The 21,543-nt window shown below is 61.6% G+C and carries 15 protein-coding genes; 8 read left to right on the forward strand and 7 right to left on the reverse strand.

Annotated features, from left to right (window positions below; translation table 11 throughout):
* Positions 1 to 544 precede the first annotated feature (544 nt).
* Positions 545 to 3,145, forward strand: a complete 2,601-nt coding sequence (acnB, locus tag KW837_RS13255) for a bifunctional aconitate hydratase 2/2-methylisocitrate dehydratase (RefSeq protein ID WP_218396744.1) — start codon at positions 545 to 547, stop codon at positions 3,143 to 3,145.
* Between the two features lie 51 nt (positions 3,146 to 3,196).
* On the opposite strand, the gene KW837_RS13260 is transcribed toward acnB, so the two are convergent.
* Positions 3,197 to 4,873: a SulP family inorganic anion transporter gene (locus KW837_RS13260; protein WP_218396297.1), complete on the reverse strand. Its 1,677-nt coding sequence runs from the start codon at positions 4,871 to 4,873 to the stop codon at positions 3,197 to 3,199.
* Between the two features lie 205 nt (positions 4,874 to 5,078).
* Positions 5,079 to 6,359, reverse strand: coding sequence for a serine/threonine transporter (locus KW837_RS13265; protein WP_218396298.1), 1,281 nt, complete (start codon positions 6,357 to 6,359; stop codon positions 5,079 to 5,081).
* A 431-nt stretch (positions 6,360 to 6,790) separates the two neighbouring features.
* Here KW837_RS13265 and KW837_RS13270 point away from each other — a divergent pair, with 431 nt between their 5' ends.
* Complete coding sequence (locus tag KW837_RS13270) at positions 6,791 to 7,762, forward strand: 2-hydroxyacid dehydrogenase (protein ID WP_218396300.1); 972 nt, start codon at positions 6,791 to 6,793, stop codon at positions 7,760 to 7,762.
* Here the strand turns inward: KW837_RS13270 and tssA are convergent.
* From tssA to KW837_RS13295, 5 genes are all read right to left on the reverse strand, one after another.
* On the reverse strand, positions 7,759 to 8,847 hold the full coding sequence (gene tssA, locus KW837_RS13275) for a type VI secretion system protein TssA (RefSeq protein ID WP_218396302.1): 1,089 nt from the start codon (positions 8,845 to 8,847) through the stop codon (positions 7,759 to 7,761). The two genes, KW837_RS13270 and tssA, sit on opposite strands and share 4 nt — an antisense overlap.
* Complete coding sequence (locus tag KW837_RS13280; protein WP_218396304.1) at positions 8,844 to 12,680, reverse strand: type VI secretion protein IcmF/TssM N-terminal domain-containing protein; 3,837 nt, start codon at positions 12,678 to 12,680, stop codon at positions 8,844 to 8,846. The genes tssA and KW837_RS13280 overlap by 4 nt, the downstream gene beginning before the upstream one ends.
* On the reverse strand, positions 12,677 to 13,444 hold the full coding sequence (locus KW837_RS13285; protein WP_218396307.1) for a DotU family type IV/VI secretion system protein: 768 nt from the start codon (positions 13,442 to 13,444) through the stop codon (positions 12,677 to 12,679). Before KW837_RS13285 ends, KW837_RS13280 begins: the two co-directional genes overlap by 4 nt.
* Before the next feature lie 18 nt (positions 13,445 to 13,462).
* Positions 13,463 to 14,794 carry a type VI secretion system baseplate subunit TssK gene (gene tssK / locus KW837_RS13290; RefSeq protein WP_218396309.1) on the reverse strand — a complete coding sequence of 444 codons (1,332 nt, stop codon included), beginning with the start codon at positions 14,792 to 14,794 and terminating at the stop codon, positions 13,463 to 13,465.
* A 203-nt stretch (positions 14,795 to 14,997) separates the two neighbouring features.
* Positions 14,998 to 15,447, reverse strand: a complete 450-nt coding sequence (locus KW837_RS13295; protein ID WP_218396311.1) for a type VI secretion protein — start codon at positions 15,445 to 15,447, stop codon at positions 14,998 to 15,000.
* A gap of 228 nt (positions 15,448 to 15,675) precedes the next feature.
* Here KW837_RS13295 and tssB point away from each other — a divergent pair, with 228 nt between their 5' ends.
* From tssB to tssG, 6 genes are all read left to right on the forward strand, one after another.
* A complete protein-coding gene (gene tssB / locus KW837_RS13300; RefSeq protein WP_007906307.1) occupies positions 15,676 to 16,224 on the forward strand; it encodes a type VI secretion system contractile sheath small subunit in 549 nt (182 codons plus the stop codon).
* Positions 16,225 to 16,252: 28 nt separating this feature from the next.
* Positions 16,253 to 17,740 carry a type VI secretion system contractile sheath large subunit gene (gene tssC / locus KW837_RS13305; protein WP_008067879.1) on the forward strand — a complete coding sequence of 496 codons (1,488 nt, stop codon included), beginning with the start codon at positions 16,253 to 16,255 and terminating at the stop codon, positions 17,738 to 17,740.
* 74 nt (positions 17,741 to 17,814) lie between these two features.
* On the forward strand, positions 17,815 to 18,318 hold the full coding sequence (locus tag KW837_RS13310) for an Hcp family type VI secretion system effector (RefSeq protein WP_038984147.1): 504 nt from the start codon (positions 17,815 to 17,817) through the stop codon (positions 18,316 to 18,318).
* Positions 18,319 to 18,333: 15 nt separating this feature from the next.
* Positions 18,334 to 18,777: a type VI secretion system baseplate subunit TssE gene (gene tssE / locus KW837_RS13315; protein ID WP_192343647.1), complete on the forward strand. Its 444-nt coding sequence runs from the start codon at positions 18,334 to 18,336 to the stop codon at positions 18,775 to 18,777.
* Positions 18,761 to 20,554 (forward strand): type VI secretion system baseplate subunit TssF, encoded by a 1,794-nt coding sequence (gene tssF / locus KW837_RS13320; protein ID WP_218396313.1) that lies wholly within the window; start codon positions 18,761 to 18,763, stop codon positions 20,552 to 20,554. The genes tssE and tssF overlap by 17 nt, the downstream gene beginning before the upstream one ends.
* Positions 20,518 to 21,543 carry a type VI secretion system baseplate subunit TssG gene (gene tssG / locus KW837_RS13325; RefSeq protein WP_218396315.1) on the forward strand — a complete coding sequence of 342 codons (1,026 nt, stop codon included), beginning with the start codon at positions 20,518 to 20,520 and terminating at the stop codon, positions 21,541 to 21,543. The genes tssF and tssG overlap by 37 nt, the downstream gene beginning before the upstream one ends.

Consider the following 21,543-nt stretch of genomic DNA (forward strand, 5'->3'; position numbering starts at 1 on the left):
GTGCAGGGCAAGGCGCGAGGAACGCAGTTTGGTTGTTCCAAATAAGTTCCGAGCAACGCCGCCCTGCACCAAGCGGGCTCCGTCCCTTCGGGTTGCGTGCCAACGTGCGCGAGGCTGCGTTGCAGGATTTGCCAAGGGAACAACCATTGGCGGCATCCCGCGCCTTGCCTCGCACACGTTGGCCCAGCAACGCGGCTCGCCACCAAAGTTCAATAGACCCTGACTTACCTTTAATTTTTTTTTGCCGTAGAATCAGCCAGCCTTTTAAGGCGCCAATGTCCGTTAGAAGCTGTTTTCAAAGCGTCACGAGCACAGTCGTTCCTTCAGAGCGGTGTTGGCGAAGGGTTTTTCAGCGGTGAAAAACCTGACGCCAACCCTCATCAGCTCCCCGTTCTGCAGGCGTAAAACTTTGAAAGCAGCTTCTGTAAGGAATTGCCGGTAATTCTGGCTAAGCGGCCCACAACGCCACGCAGCGCATGAGTACGGCAATTTCGGGATGAGCGTCCCGGACACCCATTTGGGACCACTGATGAGGGTAATAACTGTGCTTGAAGCCTACCGCAAACATATCGAAGAGCGTGCAGCACTGGGTATCGTTCCCCAGCCGCTTAACGCCGAACAAACTGCAGGCCTGGTCGAGCTGCTGAAGAATCCCCCGGCTGGCGAAGAAGCCTTCCTCGTTGACCTGATCACCAATCGCGTTCCGCCAGGCGTGGACGAAGCTGCCTATGTAAAGGCCGGTTTCCTCTCTGCCCTCGCCAAAGGCGAAGCCAAATCCCCTCTGATCGACAAGAAACGCGCTGTTGAACTGCTCGGCACCATGCAGGGCGGCTACAACATCGTGACGCTGGTCAATCTGCTGGACGACGCCGAACTGGCGCCAGTGGCCGCCGAAGAACTCAAGCACACCCTGCTGATGTTCGATGCCTTCCACGACGTCGCGGAACGCGCCAAGAACGGCAACGTTCACGCCAAAGGCGTGCTGCAATCCTGGGCCGACGGCGAGTGGTTCAAGAACCGCCCTGTACTGGCCGACAAGATCAGCCTGCGCGTGTTCAAGGTTCCTGGCGAAACCAACACCGACGACCTGTCTCCTGCTCCTGATGCCTGGTCCCGCCCGGACATCCCGCTGCACGCCCTGGCCATGCTGAAAATGGCTCGCGACGGCATCGTGCCGGACGTGCAAGGCTCCATCGGTCCGATGAAGCAGATCGAAGAAATGCGCAACAGCGGCTTCCCGATCGCCTACGTCGGTGACGTGGTCGGTACCGGTTCGTCGCGTAAATCGGCCACCAACTCGGTGCTGTGGTTCTTCGGCGACGACGTTCCTTACGTGCCGAACAAGCGTGCTGGCGGCTTCTGCTTCGGCAGCAAGATCGCTCCGATCTTCTACAACACCATGGAAGATGCCGGCGCACTGCCAATCGAATTCGATGTGACCAACATCAACATGGGCGACGTGATCGACCTGTACCCGCACGCTGGCAAAGTCTGCAAGCACGGTACCGACGAAGTCATCACCACCTTCGAAATGAAGACCCCAGTGCTGTTGGACGAAGTCCGTGCCGGCGGTCGTATTCCGCTGATCATCGGCCGTGGCCTGACCGACAAGGCTCGCGCCGAACTGGGTCTGCCAGCGTTCGACCTGTTCAAGAAACCGGATGCCCCGATCGAAAGCACCAAGGGTTTTACCCTGGCGCAGAAAATGGTCGGCAAGGCGTGCGGCGTAGCCGGTGTGCGTCCAGGCACCTACTGCGAACCGAAGATGACCACCGTCGGCTCCCAGGACACCACCGGTCCAATGACCCGTGACGAACTGAAAGACCTGGCGTGCCTGGGCTTCTCCGCTGATCTGGTGATGCAGTCGTTCTGCCACACCGCGGCTTATCCAAAGCCGATCGACGTGACCACCCACCACACCCTGCCTGACTTCATCATGACCCGCGGCGGCGTTTCCCTGCGTCCGGGCGACGGCATCATCCACAGCTGGCTGAACCGCATGCTGCTGCCGGACACCGTCGGTACCGGTGGTGACTCCCACACCCGTTTCCCGATGGGCATTTCGTTCCCGGCCGGTTCCGGCCTGGTCGCATTCGCCGCTGCCACTGGCGTGATGCCGCTGGACATGCCGGAATCGATCCTGGTGCGCTTCAAAGGCAAGATGCAACCGGGCGTCACCCTGCGTGACCTGGTTCACGCCATTCCTTACTTCGCGATTCAGGCTGGCCTGCTGACCGTCGAGAAGAAAGGCAAGAAGAACGCCTTCTCCGGCCGCATCCTGGAAATCGAAGGCCTGGACAACCTGAGCATCGAACAGGCTTTCGAGCTGTCCGACGCCTCGGCCGAACGTTCGGCTGCCGGTTGCACCATCAAGCTGTCGAAAGAATCGATCACCGAGTACCTGCAATCGAACATCACCCTGCTGCGCTGGATGATCGGTGAAGGCTACGGTGATGTGCGTACCCTGGAACGTCGTGCCCAAGCGATGGAAGCCTGGATCGCCAACCCTGAGTTGATGGTGGCCGATGCTGACGCCGAATACGCTGAAATCATCGAAATCGACCTGGCCGACATCAAGGAGCCTGTGCTCTGCGCGCCAAACGATCCGGACGACGCCCGTCTGCTGTCCAGCGTTGCTGGCGAGAAGATCGACGAAGTGTTCATCGGTTCGTGCATGACCAACATCGGTCACTTCCGCGCTGCCGGTAAACTGCTGGATCAGGTCAAGGGGCAGCTGCCAACCCGTCTGTGGCTGTCGCCGCCGACCAAAATGGACGCGCACCAGCTGACCGAAGAAGGCTACTACGGCATCTACGGCAAGGCCGGCGCACGCATGGAAATGCCAGGCTGCTCGCTGTGCATGGGTAACCAGGCACGTGTAGAGCCGAACTCGACTGTTGTGTCGACATCGACCCGTAACTTCCCGAACCGTCTGGGTGACGGCGCGAACGTCTACCTGGCTTCGGCCGAACTGGCGTCCGTTGCGTCCATCCTGGGTCGCCTGCCGACCGTCGAGGAGTACATGGAATACGCTGGCAAGATCGACAGCATGGCGGCCGACGTTTACCGCTACCTGTCCTTCGACCAGATCGCCGAGTTCCGTGAAGCTGCTGCGAACGCCAACATCCCGGTCGTTCAAGCCTAACGTTACAACGCCATAAAAAACGCCGCCCATCGTGAGATGAGCGGCGTTTTTTTATGCCTGCGACACCTGCCCGGCCAACGTGAGCGCTTGGTGTACGGCAACGTCGACACTCAGGTCGCTGAGAATGACCTGTTCGCGCTCCTGGGCGGGCAATATCGAGAGTACCGCCTGAGCCTGGTCCTTGAGCCGCGCCAGGATCAACAACATGTTCAACGCCCGCACCTGCAAAAAGAACGCTTCCAGCGCTTCGATGCTGGTGCCGTCCAGATCAGGCGACTCTTCGAGACTGAGAATAATCGTATGCACCAGTGGCTCTGAGTGCCGGGCCAGGTGCAGGGCACCACCCAGAATGCGTTCCACATTAGCGAAAAACAGTGCCTCGCTGGGTCTGAGGATCAATATGCCGGGGGTTTGCACGGCGTGAGGATGACGTTGCAGATCAACGTAATCGTGACCGCTGCCCATTTGCCCCAGCACTTGAATATCCGCCGAAGACATCTGTTTCAGCATCAGCACCACGCTGATCACCACCGCCACCAGCAAGCCGTCCAGCACCCCCAACACCAGCACCGCCGCCACCGCGCAGATCACCAGCAAGCGGTCGCGGCGCCAGATGAAATAGCGCCCCAATGGCTGCAGGCTCAAACCGCGCGCCAAGGCATGAATGACGATGGCGGCCAGCACCGGCTCGGGAGTCAGGGCGATGTAGGGCAGTACCGTCAATACGATGAGCAAGACCACCCCCGCCGCCACCGCGCCGGCCAGACGCGAACCGGCCCCCGCTGCCTCATTGGCCGACGTCGCGGAGTAACCGGCTCCCGCCGGCATGCCATGGAATAGCCCGGACAGCAGATTGGCCGCACCGAGGGCCAGCAGATCACGGTTCGAGGAGACGCGGTCACCGTGCTTGATCGCAAACGAGGTGATCGATCCGTAAGACTCGGCATACAGAATCATCACCATGGCAAACGCCAATTCCCCCAGACGTAGCCAGTCGGTAAACGGCAATACTGGCAGCCGAGGCATTTCAAGGCTCAGGTCGATCACACCGATCAGTTTCACCCCGTAGGCCGGTAAGTTCAGCCACTGGCCGGCCGCAATGCCGAGCGCCACGACCAGCAAACCTCCGGGCAAACGCCGGACCCGCGCGCACAGCCACAGCACCACCAATGACACCGCCGCCACCAGCGCGCCGACGCGATTCCACTGTGGCAACTGCTCCAGCAACTGCGGCATGAGGTGGATCAGATTGCCGCTGTTCAAGTGCACATCGACGGCGCTCGCCGCCTGCTTGAGGATGATGGTCATCGCCAGGCCCAAGGCAAAGCCGCGCAACACCGGTTTGGCAATGAACGAAGTCACGCTGCCGAGCCTGAGCAGACCGGCCAGCAAAAAGAACCCACCGGTCACCAGCACCAGACCGATCGCCAGGCTCATACGCAGGGCGGAATCACCGTTGGCCAGCGTGGCGGTGGAGGCAGCCAGAACGGCGGCGGAGGAAGAGGTCGCGGAAACGATGGCAAAACGGCTGGTGCCTAACAGCCCGTAGCACAGCAGACCGGCAAACAACGCAATGACCCCGGCCTGTGGCGGTAACGCAGCAATGCTGGAATAGGCGACCGCCTCGGGCAACAACAAACCGGCAATCGACAAGCCGGCCAATACGTCCAGCCAGCGATTGGGTATATCGGCACGGGGTTGCGCCGTTGCGCCAGTGGCACCTGCCATAAAGCGTCTCCAGAGAAAGCGCTCCACGATGATGCGCTAATGCAACCCGCAGCTTAGCCGTTAATACCCTGGAATGGTGTGCTCTGGATCAGGTTGCCCTGAACCCCGTAGGAGCGAGGCTTGCCCGCGAAGAACGATAACGCGGTATGCCTGATGGACCGAGGCGACTGATTCGCGGGCAAGCCTCGCTCCTACGGGGTATGCGTCAGGCAGTCAGGGAGTAGATCAACGCCGAAATCGCCACCAGGCCTACCGCCGTCACGAAGACGTTAGAGGCTTGACCACGAAAGCGCGCCATTGCCGGAACCTTGCGGATCGCGTACATCGGCATCAGGAACAGGATCGCCGCGATAATCGGGCCACCGAGGGTTTCGATCATGCCGAGAATGCTCGGGTTCAGCGTGGCAACGATCCAGCAGACCACCAACATGAACGCCGCGGTCATGCGGTCCAGCGTCTTCGGTGCCGGGCGTTTGCCGCTCTTGACGATCAGGCCCTTCAAGCCTTCGCTGGCGCCGATGTAGTGGCCCAGGAACGACTTGGAAATGGCCACAAAGGCAATCAACGGCGCCGCGAAGGCGATGGTCGGGTTGCTGAAGTGGTTGGCCAGGTACGACAGGATCGACAGGTTCTGCGCCTTGGCTTGGGCCAGTTGCGCCGGCGACAGGGTCAGCACGCAGCTGAAGACGAAGAACAGCACCATCACCACCATCAAGAGGTGGGCGCGGGACAGGATCTGCGAGCTGCGCTCTTCGGCATGCGCGCCGTAGCGACGCTTCTGGTCCACTGCGAACGCCGAGATGATCGGCGAATGGTTGAACGAGAACACCATCACCGGAATCGCCAGCCACAGGGTGTGCAGCAGCGCTGACGACTCAGGCAGCGTGGAGGCGGTGCTGAGGATGCCGCCATTCCAGTGAGGAATCAGGAACACCGCCAAAAACAGCAGCGCGACGATGAACGGATAGACCATCAGGCTCATGGCCTTGACGATCACCTGCTCGCCGCAACGCACCACTGCCAACAGGCCGAGAATCAATACGAACGACAGCACGGCGCGCGGTGGCGGCATGATGTGCAGTTGATGTTCGAGGAAACTGCCCACGGTGTTGGTCAGGGCCACGCTGTAGATCAGCAGGATCGGGAAGATCGCGAAGAAATACAGCAACGTGATCAACGCGCCGGCCTTGATGCCGAAGTGCTCTTCCACCACTTCGGTGATGTCGGCGCCTTCGCGGCCGGACAAGACAAAGCGGGTCAGGCCACGGTGGGCGTAAAACGTCATAGGGAATGCCAGCACCGCCAGGATCAGCAGCGGCCAGAAGCCGCCCAGCCCCGCGTTGATCGGCAAAAACAGGGTGCCGGCCCCGATTGCCGTGCCAAACAGGCCCAGCATCCAGGTGGTGTCATGGCGATTCCAGCTTTCTAGGCTCGCTGGTGTTGCCGCTACATAGCGTTCGTCGACGCTATTGGCCTGATCATTCATCCGGTCGGATCTCCGCTTTCCGGTCACTTGCCACCCGGTCAGGACGAGTCGGAAAAAACCGACAGGCAGCGCCCTGGCCGAAACAGGGGCGCGATTGTCCGGGATTAATCAACAGAAGCAAAGACTTAGCTGAGGAATGGTTATGCGGATCAGATGCAGCTGGCGAAACACGCGTTCTCCCGTAGGAGCGAGGCTTGCCCGCGAACCAGTCGCCTCGGTCCATCAGGAATACCGAGTAATCGTTCTTCGCGGGCAAGCCTCGCTCCTACGAATCGCGGGCAAATGATCTAGTGTTGTCATTAGAAGGATCGCAGGCTTCGCCAGCTCCGACACCGGGAGCCAAAGCCCCTGACCATTGCCAAACCGCTCTGGAGTCAGCAACCTGAAACGACGTTCAAACCCCGAAATTCCGCTGCCCACAGGAGCCCAGCATGACCGCAACTGTTCTGGTACTGGTTGAAACCATCAATGAATACCTGCCGATTCTCGAACATCAGGGGTTTCATTTGATCCTGGCCCCGACCCCGGCCGAGCGCGCCGCCGCCATTGCCCGACAGGGCAGCCAGATCGATGCGGTGCTGACGCGCGGTCCATTGGGCCTGCGTGCCGATGAAATGGCCGCCCTGCCCAACCTTAAGCTCATCTGCGTGATCGGGGCCGGTTACGAACACGTCGACCTGCAAGCCGCGGCCGACCGTGGTATCACCGTCACCAATGGGGCCGGCGTCAATGCCTCTTCCGTCGCCGACCACGCCATGGCGTTGCTGCTGGCACTGGTGCGCGATATTCCTCGGGCCGATGCTGCCGTGCGTCGGGGCGAGTGGCCGAAAATCATGCGCCCTTCCCTGGCTGGCAAGCGCCTGGGCATCCTCGGCCTCGGTGCCGTCGGCATCGCTATCGCCAAACGTGCCGCCAACGGCTTCGACATGAGCGTGAGTTACCACAACCGCCAGCATCGCAGCGACGTGCCCTACAGCTTTTGCTCGACGCCGACCGAACTGGCACGCCATTCGGATTTTCTGATCGTTGCCGCACCCGGCGGGCTCGGCACTCAGCACTTGATCAACAGGCAGGTACTCGACGCTTTAGGGCCTAACGGATTTATCGTCAACATCGCGCGGGCCAGCGTGATCGTCACGGCTGACCTGATCAGCGCGCTGGAACAACGACGGATCGCTGGCGCCGCGCTGGATGTCTTCGATCACGAACCGCAGGTGCCGGACGCCCTCAAGGGACTGGCCAACGTGATTTTGACCCCGCATGTCGCCGGGTTGTCCCCGGAGGCCACCCAAGGCACCGTGGAACTGGTCGGCAAAAACCTGACGGCATTTTTTTCCGGTCAACCGGTGCTCACCCCCATCGCTTTACCGCGGCCGTCGGCAGCCGCCCGCAACACTCATTAAAGGACGCCCAACAGCGTCCAGAGTCGCCGGGATTCGGCATCGGCGCTGATCAGTTCGCCAAGCAGCTCACTGAGGGGCTTGTTGCCCCATTCCACGCCTCGTTTGATCAAATAGGGAACCGGGCTGTGGGGTTCGGTGCGCGCCAGGTACTCGGCGATCAACAGCAATTGCCGGTACGCCTCTTCACGATTCGCCGGCTCGCTGAACACCTGAGGCGCCGCAATGACGGGCGGCACGTCGGCCGGGCTCGATGCCGCCACCGCTGGAATTTCGACAGGCGCCGGGGTCGGTTTTCGTGGGTGCATGGCGATGAACTCCTGAACCAGCGTCAACAACGCTTCAATCACGTCCTGCAACGCTTTGAAGCCTGGGGCCTGATTGCCGAGATAAGCGTCGCTCCACACCTCCAGGCGTTGCAGGTGCTGCTGGCTGAGCAGCAACGTGCCCTGGCTGCGCAACCAGAATGACAACGGGGTGGCGCGAATCTGTTCGGTCAACTTTTTCTGTTCGTTGCGCGCGTTTTCAGCCGAGGTCTTGGCCGTTTTGCTGTCGCTGGCCTGTACCTGTTGCAGTTGCAATCGGCGCCAGGCATCCAGACAGAAACTATCGAATTCATTGTTGCGCGGCTCGAACAACGGCACGCGGGTCAGCAGCACTTCAGCGTAGCGTCGAGCCAGCCATTCGAGCGGAATCACCCGCCATGACTGATCGCCGTCCTCCGCCTGGGGGTGCAGGTGCTCGGGGTAGCGCTCGCATAACCCGGCCACCAGCGCCAGGCTGCCCGGCAACCCTTCGAGCCCATCCTGATGCAGCCAGGCCTCACCCAACCAGGCGCTGAGCATCAAATCCTTGCTGCGTTCGAGCAGCAGGCTGGTGGTCAGTTTTTCCAGTTCTGGCCATTGGGCGCGTTTGATCGACGACTGCCACACCCCCGTGGGCAAACTGGTGTCGTCCTCACGGCGCAGTTCGCGCAACCGGTCGAACTCAGGCTCATAACGCAGATCCTGACCACAGGGCGCCTGCTCGCTGATCGGTTCGAGCAACTGAGTAATCAGTTCCGGCAACGGCGTTGAAGGTTGATTCACAGGCCCTCCTTTTGGGATTCGATGTCATGGGCTTCAATGCCCGCGGTCGATCTCGTCACCATGAACGGAGAGCGTGGGGCCCGGGTTGGCAAGGGCTGAATGGACAGCGGCAATTTCGAGCCCTGGGTCATCAACGACAGGCGCACAAACATCAGGGTTTGCTCGGCGGTGGTGGTGCTGGACTGCGTCGTCACAGGCAGGCGCAAGGTCAACGGAAAGTCCGTGTAGTCCATGTTCGGCTGGCGCTGCACCGACACGTGCGAGCGCATCAAGCGCAATAACGACCACGGACCGCTGTACTCCCAGCCCGCTTCCAGATCCCGCACCACCAGGCTCGGCTGCAACGGATCGTTGGCCGGGCGCTGGTAGCCATTTCGGGCCCAACGCAAGGTCAGCCGGATCGGTTGGCCAACCATCCAGCGCAGGTTCTGCTGCGGCTCGCCGGGATAGCTGAGCTGTTGATTGCCGGCATTCAAGCCCCAGGCAATCACCTGATCGGCACCGCGCTCTTCCTCTCGATCGGTGCGCCAGCGCACGTCCATCTCCAGCCCCAACACACCGCTCTTGTCGCGTACAAACATCGGCCCCAGCCAGGTACTGGCTTGCTTCAGACGATTGAGAAAGTCTTCGGCGGCCAGGCGTTCCGGGGTCTGGCTCAGCAGCAATCCGGCTTGCGCCACCGGCAAACGCTTGTCGATCAGCTCCAGCAAATGCTGAACCCTGGCCGGGTCAGCGTCGGCGGCCTGAAGGCCATTGGCAAACGGAAAGCGCTCCGCCAGGTACTGATTGAAATAGTTGGCCAGGTCGTTCCATGCGGCCGCTGCCTGTTGCTGCTGCAGGAACTGGCAGCGTTGCATGGCAGTTTGTTGCAGATCCACCGCCCGCAACGCCAGTGTTCCGCGCCCGCCAGACAGGTTGGCGGTTTGCAGGATCTGGCTGCAGGACGTGGCGTCCATTTCGATGAAGTCGCGACTGACCAATTGTTCGATCTGCGCCGGCGAACTGGCGGGGTTCTGTTCCTTGTATTTGAGTAGTTCGTCGTTGAGCGCACTGAACTGCGTCACGCGTTCATAATCCAGCGCCGAGAGGTTCTGTTGCTGGACTTTCAGCCACTCCAGCGCCGAGGTGCGTCGCTCGGTGATGCCGAGCATGGTGTTGAATTGCTGCTTGAGGCTCAGTTTCAAATCCTGCACGTCGTTGGCGCCATACAGTTGCAGGCCGAGGTTTTTCGAGCCGTCCCACTGGCTGATTTCGGTGCGCCCGCTGAACAGCGGCTGGGCGACGATTTCGTCGAGGCCGCTGACGATTTCGGCCAGGGCGCGGCGGTTCAAGGCCGTTTGCAAACGCGTGGCCAGATCACTGCGACGCACCTCGATAAAGGCTTTTTGCAAAGCAATCGCCTGGGAGGCCTGCACATTGAAAACACCGCCATGGACCTGAGCATTGTGCTCGCGCAGGCTCGACAACATGGCCTTGACCACTGCGCCTTCGGCCGCTTGCAACAAGGCGCCGCGATACGCCGGGGGAATGCGTGGCAACTCTTCGGCGGCGTAACTCTTGTAGCTGGCGAAATAGTTCAGCGCACTGTCGAGGTCGTCGCCATCAACGCCCTGCCCTTGCCCATCCGGGGCTTCAGAGCGATCCGCCTGTAAGGCGATGGCCACAAAGTCACGCTTGAACAGCGCCTGCACCGCGTTGTTGAGCTGCACCACATGTTCCTGCAAGACCAGTTGCCCGCTGCCTTGCTGGATCAATAAATTGTCCCGGGAGCCGGCCTGGACGATCCATTGATCGCGAAAACTCTGTTGCAGCTTGGCCGCCTGCATTTCCAACTGTTGTTCCAGTTGCGGTCCGAGCAAGGCGCTTTTGCGCACGTTGTCCAGCAACTCACGGTAGCCAGGCACCAGGTCCTGACCCTTGCCGCGGCCCCACGCCGAATTGGTCAAGCCGATCACGGTTTGCAGGTCATCGACCAGTGCGCGCAAATCTTCGAGCTCGGTGAGGGAGTTGCCACTGCCGGCTTCCAGCCGTTCCAGATGCAGCTTGAGATAACCGGCCTGGCGCACGAAATTGTCGGCCAGGAAATACTGGTCCAGCCAGCGCTCCATGAGCCCGAGGAAATTTTCCTCGATCACCGGGCGCTCGACGGTCAGATCCAGCGGTCGCAAATCGCTGCCATCAGCCTCGAACAACGCCCGATTGTAAAAACCGGCGCGGTGCAACGTGCCGACGTTGAGGTTCAGCGACAACGCGTTGTTGCTCAGCAACACCAGATCTTCGAGAGGGGCCTTGGGGTTGTTCAGCGCCTGACTGAACCACTGGTTCTGCTGCTCCAGATTCACCGCGCGCTCCACCAGATCCTTGGCCTTGACGTAGTTTTGCCATTGGGCCGGATCTTCGCTTTCGACGTTACCCCGTCGTTCGGTGTTGCGGATGGTCTTGAGTTGCGCCAGCTCCGCGCTCAACAGGTCGCGCAACGGCAGCATCAAATGGCTCTGGGCGGTCAGGCGCAACTCGCTCGCCAACTGCGCATCCAGCGAAGAGAACCAGGAGGTCGGAAATACCACTGAGGTGAAGCTCCAGCCCGGCGCCTTTTCCAGCACCCGCCAGAAACCCTGGACGTTGCGCCGGGTCGACTCCAACCGATGGGATTCATCCGTGACCGCCGCGTAGTTTTTCTGCGCCCCTTGCAACAGGCGCGAGAGTTCATGGGCCTCCTTGACCGAATCCTGCCAGACCCACAGCATGCCCACGCCCCAAACCACCGCGACCACCAGCGCCACCCCACCGGTCACGCGCTGCCAGCGCTGACGCAGGCGTAACAGACGCGGCACCACCTGGGCCAGACCGCGCTCGGCGACCACCCGCCGCTGCCACAATTGCCGGGCGAAGGCACTCTGCTGCAACCCGGTGTCGTAGGCCGAAAATCCGTCGGCGCTGTCTTCCGCGGGCTGATTGGCAGTGAAATAGATACCGCGAAAGCGCGGTGCCTCACCTTGCGCATTGCCCTGGAAAACCGGCTCCAACAAGGATTGCAGATGGCGCCGCAAGGCGTCGAAACGTTCCGGCAAGCCATACAGCTCTGTGCTCAGTTGCCCGGACAAGGCGCCGATTTCGATGATCGATTCCGCCAAGGCCCGAGTCACCTGATCCAGTGCCTGATCGCTCCATTGCGCTTGCCAGACCGCATCGGTCCCGTGGGGCGACGACCAGCCCAGCGTGCGTTCACGGGCCTCGACCGGCAGCGCGGTGATCAACTCCTGAAAGCCCGGCAACTCTTCCATGCCGGTAATCACCACGTACACCGGCAGGCTCAGCCCGAACCGTTGCAACAGATCGATGAAGCGTCGACGTGCCGCCAACCCGAGGGTCGCGGCTTGCTCGACGTTGCCCAGTCGACTGACCGGCACCGTCCAGATCACTCCGTCCAGCGGACGTTGACTGCGCAAGCGCAGGATCAATCCCAGCAAACGCCACCAGCCGCCCCGTTGCAGGTGCATGCCTTCATCCGGCAAAAACAGCGCCTGTGGCACCACCAACACTGCACCTTCAGGGTCCGACCACCAGCGGCCGAACCAGGCCGGTTTGTCCGTCGGCTGCAAACGCCACTGGCTACACAACTGCGTGCCCTGGGTTTCGTTGCCGAGCATCAGCAGCCATGGAATCTGATACCGGTCCTGGGCGCCCTGCTCTTGCTCCATGTGCCGCACCGCCAGGTAAAAACTGCGAATCGCCGCACCGCTTTGCGTGCGCCACCACCAGACCGCTACCCCGACAATCGCCAGCAGCAACAGCACGGCAATGACGAGGCCGAGAATCCCCAGCGTGCTCATGAGTCTTGCTCCGAGGCGGTCACGGAATCGGTCATCTGCAACACCGGTTCGAGCTCCAGACGAATGTCACGCCAGAACAACTGCCCCAACCCGGTCAGCAGCAGGACCATGGCAAGAATCCCCAGGCCCAGGCGAAAACCGTCGGGCAACGAACGGCGCACTGGCAATTGCAGCGGCGGCACGGCCGAAGGTTGTTCGAGCCGGGCACTGACGTCGGCATAATCCGCCTCGTGCTGCCAGGCAAAGGTGAACAGCGCCAGGCGCCATTTTTCATGCTGAGTCTGATTCGGTTCGCCGCGCAGCCGTCCCTGAAATCCCAGCACCAGACACTGCAAATAGACGTTGGCCAGATCGCGAGTGGTGGGAATCTGCTCGTCCAGCAATTCCTTGATCGCCAGCGGTATCCGCTCACCGGCCTGACGGCTGGCGTACAACCGCGACTCCAAGGGTTTTTCCTGCCAGGCCGATTGCCCGGGCCACGGCGTGAACAGCAAGGTTTCATCGACCAGCGCGACAAAGGCATAGACCAGCGCCTTGACTTGCTCGGTGGCGGCGTCACCGACTTTGGCGAATGCGGTTCGCCACAGTCGTTGGGAGATTTGCGTGGACAGTTCGACCACCGCTTCCACCAGCGCTTCGTCCTCGCTGTCCTTGGGCAACTGGTTCCAGTCCTGGGACCATTGCTGCCAGGCCTGGCGAAAAGCACTGCTCAGCGGCGCTTCGTGGAGGCCTCGTGTACCCGATCCGACATTGCCCTCAGACATAGGACGTTCCTTCCTTGATCAAGCACTCTCACTCGCCTGGGCGACAAACAGCACCACTTGCCATGGACTGCTGGCCAGCCTGGAAGCCGGTGCGGCAATCAGCAACGGCAACTGCCCGTCGAACCATTGGCCTTCGGCCGTCACCACAAACAACCGCGTATCGTCGCCGACGCTGTAGGCCACTTGTTCATTGCGACTCATGGCCTGATGGGACAAACCGCTCATGCGCTGACGACTGAGCAATGCGATGTGCGGCTGCGACGCAATGATCGCCCCGCGCAACCATTCGCTCGCGGCCTGCTCGCTGGCACCGTTGGGCATGCGCAAACCGATGACCAGCCGTTGGCTCGGCTGATCGTCGGGCAATTGAATCGAGAAGGTCTGTTCACTGCGTTCGAACGCCAGGCTGCGATAACCGGCGCGGATCAGTTCGAGGGTCTTTTCAAGCCAGTCGAGCACCGCTTCATAGCCGCGCTGTAACTCAAGAAAGTCCAGCGGTGCGAACGCCGGAACACCGGCCAATGGATCGAGCGACGACCAGGCGCCGGCCAACCCGAGCAGCAATCCATACAGCGCCTGAGGCGTCGCCACCCGACTGTTCAGCAGGCCTTCGACTTCCGGCAGCCGCGCCCAGAGCGCCGTCAACTGGCGACGAATTTCCAGCGCGTCGTCCTGATTGCCAGCCTGCTGCGCCTGGCGCAAACGACCGGCGAGGAACATGCATTTCTCCCGCGCCCGGGCACACAGCCCCGCCACGCGCCGCCCCACTACCGACTCGGGCAACAGGCATGGCGTTGGCGGGGTGTACGGCAATTGAAGAAAGCCGCCGCCCTCCTTGCGAATCCTCAGCAGTGGCAGGCAGACGGAATCCGCCTTGTTCAGTTGCGTGCACAAGCGCGGGTTCGGACGCCAGACCGTGATCGACTCGGGGTACTCGCCGCTCGTGAGATCCGGCAACGCATCGCCGACCACCGATTGCAATCGGCCCTTGAGCGGCAGCAACTGCCCGGCGCGCCACAGTGGACTGATCGCCAGGTAAACGGTGACGGTGGCATTGTCCGTGGCATCGATCACTTCACTGACGTCGAGCTCCAGCATCGGCCCCACACCGGCCTGCAGATTGACCGGCAAACCGTCCGGCAAGGTCGCCTGCAAATTGATCAGCCGGACGAGCCCGGCGCTCAATGCCGAAGGATCGAACTCGACTCGCGTCACGCCCCAGAACCACGGATTACAGGCCTGGGCGAAATGCGCCACCAGCGCCTCGGCCCGCAACCCTTGCAACTGAAAATGCTGGGGCAATAACTGCATGCCCTCATGCCAGCAAACCGCGTCAGGTAGCAGACTCATACGACTCCTTTCGACATCTCTTATTGCCGCACAAAAAATGGGCGGCCTGGCCCGGACTTGAACACCGCAATCCCTGTGGCGAGGGGGCTTGCCCCTTTACCGCTTTTTTGTAGGAGCCAGGCTTGCCGGCGAAGGCGCTCTTACAGACGCCTTCGCCGGCAAGCCTGGCTCCTACAGGTCCGATGTGCCCTTAACCCCGGTGTTCAGTTCGGGTGATCGCTGACCAGCGTCATCTCGCGACTGTCGAACTTGAGCCAGGCGTTGCTCTGATCGTCCAGCCGTAACCGGTGTGCTCCGGGAGTGTTATAGCTGGCGAAGACTAAAAGTCCAGCCGCCCGCTTGCCCCCCAGCGGGAAGGGTTGTTTGTCGATGAATTGACCGGGCACCAGCTCCAGTCCCCAGACCGTCATCAGCTGTCGGTAGTCACGCTGGAACTGCTCGCGTTCGGCGAACCACTGCCGGGCGGTGATGCCCGACAACTGCTTGAGCAGATCCGCGTCGTTCACCGCAATGAAGTCCACCGCGATCGGCGTGTCATCGTTGGCGCGGGGCGCGACGTCCAGCGTCAGGTTATCGAGGTCGACACGAGGTCCGAACAACGAACACCCGGGGAGTGACAGGAGCAGAACCAAAGAAAAAAAACGTGCGTACAAAATGAATTTTCCTTTTCTCGATACAGTCCAAAAATGCTTTTTGTTTGCTTTTTTATAGACCTGTTCTAGCGTCTTGGGTAGTTCGGTCAGCACGACGAATGTGGAAGGTTCGTCAAAGGAATGACAGGTCCTCTGCCCTCCCTTTCTAACCTACGGTCCAGTAAGGGAATGCGATGAAACGGGCCTCCCGATGCATTGCGCCCGCCTCATGCATCGGAGTCAGCCACCATGGCAGAAAGTACTCAGCACAAGCTCGACAGGGTTCGCCCGCCCCGGGTGCAAATCACCTACGACGTCGAAATCGGCAACGCCATCGAGAAGAAAGAATTGCCGTTGGTTGTTGGCATTCTTGCCGACCTCTCCGGCAAACCTCTCGAGCCACTCCCGAAACTGAATGAACGGCGCTTCACCGAAATCGACCGCGATAACTTCAACGAAGTGCTCGCCTCGATCGGCCCGCGCGCCACCTTGCAGGTCACCAACACCCTCAGCGGCGACGACAGCAAACTCAACATCGAGCTCAACTTCAAACACATCGACGACTTCGACCCGGTCAAGGTGGTTGAGCAAGTGACCCCGCTGCGGCGTCTGTTCGAAGCCCGTCAGCGTCTGCGCGATCTGCTGACCAAGCTCGATGGCAACGATGATCTGGACAAGCTGTTGCGTGACGTCATCGCCAACACCGAGGGCCTGCAAGAGATCAAGTCTGCCCGCCCGGAAACCGCCGCCCCCGCCCCCGCAGGCGATGCAGAAGTACCGGCCGAACCGCAAGCCTGATCGTTCATCCACTTAGGGAGAATTTGCCATGCCCGCCTCATCCGCCGCCCAGAGCCAAGCCAGCGACAGTACCGCCCAGACCTTGTCTCTGCTCGATGAAATCATCGCCAAAGGCCGCATGGCCCATGACGACAGCCAGCAAGATTACGCCCGCGACATGCTCGCGGAATTCGCCACCCAGGTACTCGACGAAGGCATGGCCATCGACAAGGACACCGTGGCGATGATCAACGACCGCATCAGCCAGATCGACGAGCTGATCAGCGCTCAACTCAACGAAGTGTTGCACCACCCGGACCTGCAAAAACTCGAAGCCTCCTGGCGCGGCCTGCACCTGCTGGTGAAAAACACCGAGACCAGTTCCCGACTGAAACTGCGTCTGCTCAACGTGACCCAGAAAGAGCTGCAGAACGATCTGGAAAAAGCCGTCGAGTTCGACCAGAGCGCGCTGTTCAAGAAGATCTACGAAGAAGAATACGGCACCTTCGGCGGCCACCCGTTCAGCCTGCTGGTGGGTGACTACACCTTCGGCCGGCACCCGCAGGACATCGGCCTGCTGGAGAAACTCTCGAACGTCGCCGCGGCCGCTCACGCGCCGTTCATTGCTGCCGCCAGCCCTCGGCTGTTCGACATGAACAGCTTCACCGAACTGGCCGTGCCCCGTGACCTGTCGAAAGTCTTCGAAAGCCAGGAGCTGATCAAGTGGCGCTCGTTCCGCGAAAGCGAAGATTCGCGCTACGTGTCGCTGGTGCTGCCGCACTTCCTGCTGCGTCTGCCCTACGGCCCTGACACATCGCCGGTGGAAGGCATCAACTACGTCGAAGACGTCAACGGCAGCGACCACGGCAAATACCTGTGGGGCAATGCCGCGTGGGCCTTGTCGCAACGAATCACCGAAGCCTTCGCCAAGTACGGCTGGTGCGCGGCGATTCGCGGTGCCGAAGGCGGTGGTGCGGTGGAAGGCCTGCCGGCCCATACCTTCCGCACCACCTCTGGTGATCTGTCGCTCAAATGCCCGACCGAAGTGGCGATCACCGACCGTCGCGAGAAAGAGCTCAATGACCTCGGTTTCATCGCCCTGTGTCACAAAAAAAATAGCGATGTGGCGGTGTTCTTCGGCGGCCAGACCACCAACAAGTCCAAGCTCTACAACACCAATGAGGCGAACGCCAACGCGCGGATCTCGGCGATGTTGCCGTACGTGCTCGCGGCCTCGCGCTTCGCCCACTACCTGAAGGTGATCATGCGCGACAAGGTCGGCAGCTTCATGACCCGCGACAACGTGCAGACCTACCTCAACAACTGGATCGCCGACTACGTGCTGATCAACGACAACGCGCCGCAAGAGATCAAGGCGCAGTACCCGTTGCGTGAAGCCCGGGTGGATGTGACCGAGGTCGCCGGCAAACCGGGTGCCTACAAGGCCACGGTGTTCCTGCGGCCGCACTTCCAGCTCGAAGAGCTGACCGCATCGATCCGCCTGGTCGCGACCCTGCCGCCACCGGTAGCCGCCTGACCTGCCTCCCGCCGGCCAACCCGGCGGGATTCCCCCTGCTTATCTAGCACGATTACTTTCAGGAGTTTCATGCGATGGATGCAATCATTCTCGACCTCGGCGGCGACATCAAAGGCGATAGCCTGCTCGAGGGTTACAAGGACAAAATCGAAGTCATGTCCTACAGCCACAACGTGGCGATGCAGGTGACCAACGACGTCAGCAACTCGGAGCGGACCTCCGGCAAGCCGCACATCGGCGAGTTCACCCTGACCAAATTCGTCGACAGCTCGACACCCTCTCTCAACGAGTATTGCTGCGCCGGCAAACCGATCCCGGAAGCCAAAATCACCATCGGCCGCAACGCCGCCGAAGGCAGCGGTCAGCTGATGCCGTTCATCATCTACACCCTGACCAACGTCGTGCTGTCCAACGTCAGCGTCAGTGGCGGTACCGGTGGCAAACCGGTGGAAACCCTGTCACTGAACTTCACCAAGATCAAGTGGGAGCTCACCGCCCAGAAAGACGACGGCACCAAGGAGGGCACGGCCGCCTCGACCTGGGACATGGCCGCCAACAAGCTCATCAAAGCCAAGTAAGCGGACGCGTCGGCCATGGCAGGCACCGGTATTCTCCCACCGTTGTTCGAGCGCCTCGCCGCAAGCGAGGTCGACACCGTGCAGGTGTTCGATCGCCAGGGGCTGCTCGACTCGGTGCACACGGAGTTGCTGCGCCTGTTCAATACCCGACGCGGCCAACGTCCACTGACCTCCCCGCCGAGCATTCTCGACTACGGCATCGCTGACTGGACCGCCTTGCAACAGCAGCGCAGCGATGACCGTCGTCAGTTGGCACGGGAAGTCCGCGTGGCCATCACCCACTTCGAACCGCGCCTGCAACTGGGCGAGGTTCAGGTCAATCCGGTCCCCGGCCATCCGCAGCAACTGAGCATTCGGCTGCTGGGCGAGTTGCGCAGCGGCCAGCAGCACTGGCCCGTGGCATTTGTCATCGAGAAGGCCGGCGATGGCCTTGAGGTGCGTCATGAGCGACTCGATTGACCCGCAACTGCTCGATTACTACCAGCGCGAACTGACCTGGCTGCGGCACGCCGGGAGCCTTTTTGCCGAGCGTTATCCCAAGGTCGCCAGACGCCTGGAATTGTCCCCCGGTGAATGCCCCGACCCGCATGTCGAACGCCTGCTCGAAGGTTTCGCCTTGCTCGCGGCGCGCTTGCAACGGCGGCTCGATGACGACTACGCCGAATTCAGCGACGCCTTGCTCGAACAGCTTTACCCGCTGGCGATGCGGCCATTACCGTCCTGCGCGATCGTGCAGTTCGAGCCGGACCCGAGCAAGGGCAACCTCGCCGGCGGTTACCCGCTGCCACGAGACACGCCGCTGTTCGTCACCACCAGCAAAGGCGAAAGCATCCATTTTCGCACCAGCGCCGCGGTTCGCTTGTGGCCGCTGGAAATCAATGAAGCGCTGTTGCTGGGCAGCGACGAAGCGCAGGCCCTGACCGGTGTGGCGCAAGCGCGCTCGGCCCTGCGCCTGAGCCTGCGTTGCCTCGGCGAAAGCCAGTGGTCGGAGTTGGCGATCAAACAGTTGCGCGTGCACCTGGCCGCCTCCCCGGTGATCAATGCCTGCCTGTATGACCTGCTCGGCGCCCACGCCGTGAAGGTGCTGGCCGGCCCCATCGGCAGCGTGCCGAAAGTGCTGGCCGGGCTGCCAGACATTGTCGGTTTTGCCAGCGACGAGGTGCTGTTGCCGGACGAGGACGGCGTGCATCCGGGCATGCGCCTGCTCGCCGAGTACTTTGCCTTCCCGGACAAATTCAATTTCTTCGATATCCCGTTGGCCGGTGCCACCAGCGACAGCCAGACGCTGTACCTGTACATCGTCTTTGACCGCGCCCCGGCCAGCCGTCTGCACCTTCAAGCCAGCGACTTCGCCTTGGGCTGTGCGCCGGTGATCAACCTGTTTCCGCGAACCTCGGAGCCCCTGCGCCCGGACGGCACCCGCAGCGAGTACCGCCTGGTGGCCGACAGTCATCGGGAAAACAGCGTCGAGATCCACAGCATCCGGGCGATGCGCGCCAGTTCCAGTCAGGGTGTGCTGCGCGTTCCCGCCTATTACGGCAGCCAGCATATCGGCGGTGAAAAGCAATGCTACTGGCACGCGCGACGGGTCAGCGGCATGACCCCGAATCGTCTGGGCACCGACCTGATGGTGAGCCTGGTGGACACCCGGCTCGACCCATTGTCCGAGACCACCGAATATAGCCTCACCGCCGAACTGCTGTGTACCAACCGACACCTGGCCCAAAGCCTGCCGGCCGGTACGCCACTGGGTTTCGAACGACCGGGGCCAGTGGCCTGGGCTCGTCTGCGCAACCCTCCCAGCCCGCAGAGTTTGCCGCGCCTGGATGGCGAATCCCGTTGGCGGTTGGTGTCGCAACTGACCCTCAATCATTTGTCACTGGTCGAGGGTCCGCAGGCGCTGGATGCCCTCAAGGAAATCCTCCAACTGCATAACCTGCGTGACGAGGCCAGCGCCCTGCGGCAGATCGAAGGTTTGATAAGTCTTGGCTGCGAACGAGTGATCGCCCATGTCGGCGAAGATGCCTGGCGCGGCTGGCGCAATGGGCTGGAGGTTCAGCTGCAACTCGATCCGCAGCATTTCGTCGGCAGCAGCGCCGTGTTGTTTTCAGCGGTGCTGGCGCAGTTCTTTTCACTCTATGCCACGGCCAATCGCTTTGTGCGCACGGTCCTGGTCCAGTCAGACAAGGAGGTCAAGACATGGCAACCCCAAGCCGGCATGCCGCTTTCCCTCTGAGCCTGAGCCAGAAGCTGCGGCGCGACCCGCAGGCGTTCGAGTTATTGCAGGCGTTGCTGCTGCTGGAGCGTGAACACCCGCAAGCCGAATCCCTGGGCAGCGGCACCGCGCCTCAAGCGGAAGCCCTGCGCCTGCGCGGGCCGTTGACGGCGCTTTTTTCCGCCAGCGAAATCGAAAGCCTGACCCAGGAACCCGGTCAGCAACCGACGCTCAGTACCCCGGTGTTTGGCCTCGGCGGGCCCGACGGCCCCCTGCCCTACGCCTATCAGGAATGGCTGCAACAGAGGGCTCGCGCCAAGGATCATGCGCCGGCCGAATTCCTCGACCTGTTCCAGCATCGCTTGCTCAGCTTGCTGTACAAGGTGATGCGCAAACACCGGATTGCCGTCGGTTTTACGGCCCCCGGCGCGTCCCCGGTGCAGGCGCAACTGCGGGCGCTGACCGGGTTGTTGCCCAAAGCCTTGCAGGAACGTCAGGCCGTTCCCGATTCCGCCGTACTGGCATGCAGCGCGCTGTTTGCCGACGGTCGTCGCTCCCTCGCCGGCTTCGCCGCGATCGTGCGCGAGCACTTCGAACTGCCGGTCGCACTCAGCGCCTATGAAGGTGCCTGGCGGGAAATCCCACCCGCCAGTCGCAGTCGCCTGCAACCGGGCGGCCGCAACCTGCAACTGGGCCGCAGCGCCGTGGCCGGCACCCGGGTCTGGGATGAACACGCCGGCATCCGCCTGACCCTCGGCCCGCTGACCTCGGCGCAGGCGACGCGGTTTCTGCCCGATGGCGAATCCCATCCGGCACTGGCCAGCCTCAGCGCGCTGTATTTCGGCCCCGATCTGGATTGCACGCTGGTGCTGTTGGTGCGCGGTGCCAGCCCGATAAAACTCGGTCGCCAGGCCCCGCCTTTGCTCAGCTGGAACGGTGGCCTGCAACGCCAGACCAGCCTCGCCGTGCAGCAGATCGAAACCCGTCTTCGTCAGCTGGAGATCACCTGA

This window comes from Pseudomonas sp. PDM24, assembly GCF_019218905.1.
GTDB lineage: Bacteria > Pseudomonadota > Gammaproteobacteria > Pseudomonadales > Pseudomonadaceae > Aquipseudomonas.